5 protein-coding genes are annotated in these 4,225 nt (G+C 56.0%); 3 read left to right on the top strand and 2 right to left on the bottom strand.

Translation table 11 applies throughout. From position 1 onward, the window contains the following. Window positions 1-73: 73 nt before the first annotated feature. Window positions 74-796 (bottom strand): Crp/Fnr family transcriptional regulator, encoded by a 723-nt coding sequence (locus tag VIL88_RS05790; protein WP_331986896.1) that lies wholly within the window; start codon window positions 794-796, stop codon window positions 74-76. Between the two features lie 174 nt (window positions 797-970). On the opposite strand from VIL88_RS05790, the gene VIL88_RS05785 reads away from it, so the two are divergent. The 3 genes from VIL88_RS05785 to VIL88_RS05775 all read left to right on the top strand — a co-directional run bounded on the left by VIL88_RS05785 (window position 971) and on the right by VIL88_RS05775 (window position 2,187). Continuing rightward, on the top strand, window positions 971-1,252 hold the full coding sequence (locus VIL88_RS05785; RefSeq protein ID WP_331986895.1) for a hypothetical protein: 282 nt from the start codon (window positions 971-973) through the stop codon (window positions 1,250-1,252). A gap of 126 nt (window positions 1,253-1,378) precedes the next feature. Continuing rightward, on the top strand, window positions 1,379-1,615 hold the full coding sequence (locus VIL88_RS05780; protein WP_331986894.1) for a DUF6894 family protein: 237 nt from the start codon (window positions 1,379-1,381) through the stop codon (window positions 1,613-1,615). A 209-nt stretch (window positions 1,616-1,824) separates the two neighbouring features. After that, a complete protein-coding gene (locus VIL88_RS05775) occupies window positions 1,825-2,187 on the top strand; it encodes a response regulator (RefSeq protein ID WP_331986892.1) in 363 nt (120 codons plus the stop codon). A 294-nt stretch (window positions 2,188-2,481) separates the two neighbouring features. Here VIL88_RS05775 and VIL88_RS05770 read toward each other — a convergent pair whose 3' ends face one another. Continuing rightward, window positions 2,482-2,673 carry a hypothetical protein gene (locus tag VIL88_RS05770; protein WP_331986891.1) on the bottom strand — a complete coding sequence of 64 codons (192 nt, stop codon included), beginning with the start codon at window positions 2,671-2,673 and terminating at the stop codon, window positions 2,482-2,484. Window positions 2,674-4,225 lie beyond the last annotated feature (1,552 nt).

Genomic DNA, 4,225 nt, shown 5'->3' with positions numbered 1-4,225 from the left:
GGGGTGGTTTGCGGACAGGCAGGTTTCGGGCGCCTAGTCCGGGCAAGCGGACGCGGACTCCAGCGAGAGGAAGTTAGGCCGACCTGCGGGCCCGTCGGTGCAGATAGTTTTCATCAAAGCCAGCAATCTGAAGGAGCTTGGCGGGATCAACGATGTGCAGACTGCCCCGGCTCAAGGTCATTGCGCCGTTTAGACGGAGCACCTTCAGGATGCGATTAACGTGCATCGGCGTCATACCCAATGAGTCTGCTAAAAGCAGCTGCGTTATAGGTAGTTTAAGGTCCGGGTCAAATTCCAAACCGACGTCGCGGGCACGAAGGTAGAGTTCGCACATCAAGTGAGCGACCCGCTCCGTGCTGGTGCGGCGCCCCATGCTGGTGATCCAGGCGCGCATCGTCCCTTCGTCAACGAGTTGGGAGATATACATCGCCTTGGCGACACCGCGGTGCTCATCCATGAGTGCATCCATGTCCGCACGCTGGATAGTTGCAACCATGGCGGGCGTGATGGCTTGGATGCTATGGTCCATCTCGGCAAGCAAGCCAATGTTGAGGTCGCAACAGTCCCCTGGCATCAGGTAGGCCAAGACCTGACGTGTTCCGTTTGGCAATATCTTGTACCGACACGCCCAGCCTTCGAGCACTACGAACACCGGTCCAGGCTTATCCCCCTCCCGGATGAGGTCGCTTTTGACCACGTATTTGGTTGGATGAGAGGTTGCCTGGACCAGCGCCTCAACCTCTAGGGGTTTGAGGTGACAGAAGCCTTGGAGCTTGTTGACGAAGCGGTTGTTCATTGCGCAACCTTCCCATGTCAAAGCCAAGCTGGATATTGTTCTAAGTTTATGTCGAAAGTTGATCTAGTTGGTGGTTTGGCCGCATGGATCGGCCTATAAGGCTGCATCGTCGGCCAAACATCAGGCTCCGGCGGCTGAGGGACAACGTGCCCCCGCCTGCAAGGAGCAAACAGGATGACCGGTGAAATCTCGAATGATAATGCGGTACTGCCTCGTCGCGAACCTGACGCTCATGGTCAAGCGGCCATGCTGCTTGCGGAAAGTCTAATCCACGGCCTTATCGAACGTAAGGTCTTGAGCGTCTCTGATGCAGTCGAGATCATCCAGCTTGCTGCAGAAGTCAAAAGCGAAGTAGGTCCCGACATGGGCGACTCGGCGGAAAACCTGCAGAGGTCGATCAACTTGCTGCAAGCTATTAGCGCAAGTCTGAGACCAGACATTCCGACTCCAAAGTAGGCGACGACACCGGCAAGAACTATTTCTTGGTGCATGTTCCATGTTGCACATGAGCCGCGACGGATGGGCTATGGTTCTGCCAGTGCCATGCGTTGGGGAGTACCCCCACCTGCCAGGATCGTGACAATGCCCAAATACTTCTTCCACGTCACAGCCGATCAACACTGCCACGATATTAATGGTAGCGAGTGTTCGGACGATGACGACGCCGTCAAACAGGCCCTGCTCGCCGGCACCGAGATGATCCGGGATTTCGGAAGGCGATCAATGATTGGCCAGGTATGGGAGATGCTGGTCCAAGACGATGACGGCCGAAACATCTTCACCTTAAGCTTGAAGGGCACGGTCCTGGCCGCTGCTTGATTGAGGTCGCGGCTGAGGCGTCCCGGTACTACCTTCAGGTGTGGGGCGGTGGCAGGGTTAGTACCTCGCTGCGATTAAGTTCGAAAGAAACCTTGGTCGCTACATGCTTCAGGTAAGCCATAGTTTAGCTGGTCTGGGGATCAACCTTCTGAACTGCGCGTTTGCTTGAATGCTGCCTTGGAGCACCAGGAGCGCGGGACAATCATCAAATGAGCGAAAAGATAGCTGTGCTCGTCGTCGAGGACGAAGCACTGATACTGATGGACATCGCAAACCAGCTGGAAGCCGCCGGATTTACGGTCTACGAGGCAACGAACGCTGATGCGGCCATCAACCTCCTGGGAGCTCACCTCGACATTCGACTGATGTTCACTGACATTGATATGCCGGGCTCCATGAACGGATTAAAGCTGGCGGCGGCAGTACGAGATCGCTGGCCACCCGTGAAGATCATTGTGACATCCGGGGCGCGAATGGGCGAGATTACGGATATGCCGGACGGCAGCATGTTCTTCAGCAAGCCTTACAATCACAACGCGGTTCTAAGCTCGATGCACGAGATGCTGGCCTGACCTGATTGTATGCCGCAAGACTCGTTTCCGAAAGCGAACACAACCGAAACCGTCTGATCAACGATCGAGTGGGGTGGGTAGCGCATGGGCTGGTATTTGCCGATTTCCATGGAAGCGGCCGCGAGGTGCGGTGGCGAAAGCCTCTTGGTCTACAGATCACCCGAACAGGCACATCAGCGGAAAGGTGCCATACGTCGTCGGATAACAGAAGCTGGTGCATCTTATGGGATGAACAGCTTCCCCTTGCGGCCACTGACTCTCACCAATGTTTGCTCGTGCGGCACTGCACGCCGATCAACGCGCTTCAACGTCCGCTCTGGCTTGATTGAGGATCTCGCGGAGCTGTTTCATCAGTGATCCTCCACTGATCTGTTCGAGGGAAACACCCTCCCTGTGCAGCTTCTTTTTGATGTCGCTGACACTTGCGTATTCGCCGGAGCGCGCCATCTCGAATGCCCGCTCGAGCGGTGTCTTTCTGATGTCCATAGAACTCTGTAGCTGGGCTGCCGGTTGAATGCCACTCCTGCTCTCAACCGAGCGCCACATTGCCCACTGTAGGTGCCGGGCGGCGGGCGCTTTCCATCATCAGTACGTCAGGCGTTTGTTGTCGGTGGCTGCATCCTTGAAAAGCCCGAGCTGGTCACTTCCACGGCATGACCTGAACCATGTGGGATGCGCCGCATTGAAAATTGGAGCGCAAAGGTTTTTGTCGTGTGGATGCACACGACCTTCTAACGGCTGCACCAGTCGCCCGCCCTTCTGGAAATCTGCAATGTTTGGTTATCGCACTGAAGAGCGGCTCGAGCTTCGACTTCGAGCACGATGGCAAGCACTGAAGACGTGGCCGTTTTTATCGGAGCTAGATCTGCGGGCGGTCCATTCTCCCTCCGAGTTAAGCCATCTTATTGCTCTTCGGATGGGCATATCCGTTCATGCCGCTCGTTCAACGGTGGCGTCATGGTTGAAGAGCCAGCGTCATGGTCTCGCGACAAAGTACCACCTATCGACGGGAGGTCAGCGTCGCTCGACACTGTATCCGCCACAGAAGCCAGACTGGTAATATGAAGCCGATCTTTCCCTGCCAAGGACCGAGAACCTATGTCTGAACAGGTCACTACGCGATTTGTTACCTTCGCCCACCCATTTCAGCTCCGGAACATGTCCATCCCTCACGCGGCAGGCACCTACGAGTTGCGCGTGGAGAAAATCCCGATCGATGTGTCGTGGGAGGCATACCGTACAAATTACACTCTGCTGCTCAGGTCACAGGGAAGCACCAGTGCGTGGGAGCTAGGTGCTGATGAGCTTGAAGAGCTGCTTTCTGTTGATCGGGCCCACGGGATCAACACTGGTCACTCCTGACCGCTCCAGCAGCCCTCGTGCCACCTTGTTAGCACGGCTGCATCAGCAACGATTGGTCGGCCGGGTCGTTGTGTCGGCAACAACAGCGGTTAGCTGTGGAGACCTCCAACAATCTATGCCCCAGCGATCAGCCTCCCTGGGGCATTCCTTTGTGCAGATCGCAGAGAAGCAGCAATTCGTCTGGCTGCATCGCACCCTACCTCCATAGCAGTTGCTCGCTGCAGGACCGTACGTCGCTGCTCAACAGTTCGGTTTGAGGACGGGCAGTGGGTATGAGCAGCGTTGTCGTGCGCGATACGCTCAGCTTCTTCACGCGCTCCGATGCGAATCTAAAGGATCGATTACGTAACTAAACGTTCCATGTTAGTCTGAGCGTCTGGAGCGCAAATGGAACACGGTCGGCTAATCGAATTCAGGGTGGAATCCTACAACACTGACCCGCTCTGCCGCCCCCAGCAGTCCAATGTTTGCACTGTCATGGCCGTCTCGCCTCAGGCAGCAGCGTTGAAGGTTCTGAACGAAGAACTGTTCACGATAGGCGACACCCAGAGGCTAAGAGCGAGGGTGACACACACCAGCATCGCTGGCGTGCAGAAAGTCACCACTCTCTACAGCAAGGGGTAAGCCCCTCAACTTTGCTAGCACCGCCTATTTCGACCTCTAGCGTCAAACCAAG

It is taken from the genome of Devosia sp. (assembly GCF_036563435.1).
Lineage (GTDB): Bacteria > Pseudomonadota > Alphaproteobacteria > Rhizobiales > Devosiaceae > Devosia.
Note: the sequence above shows the minus strand (reverse complement) of the source record. Positions and strands in the feature narration are given on the sequence as shown.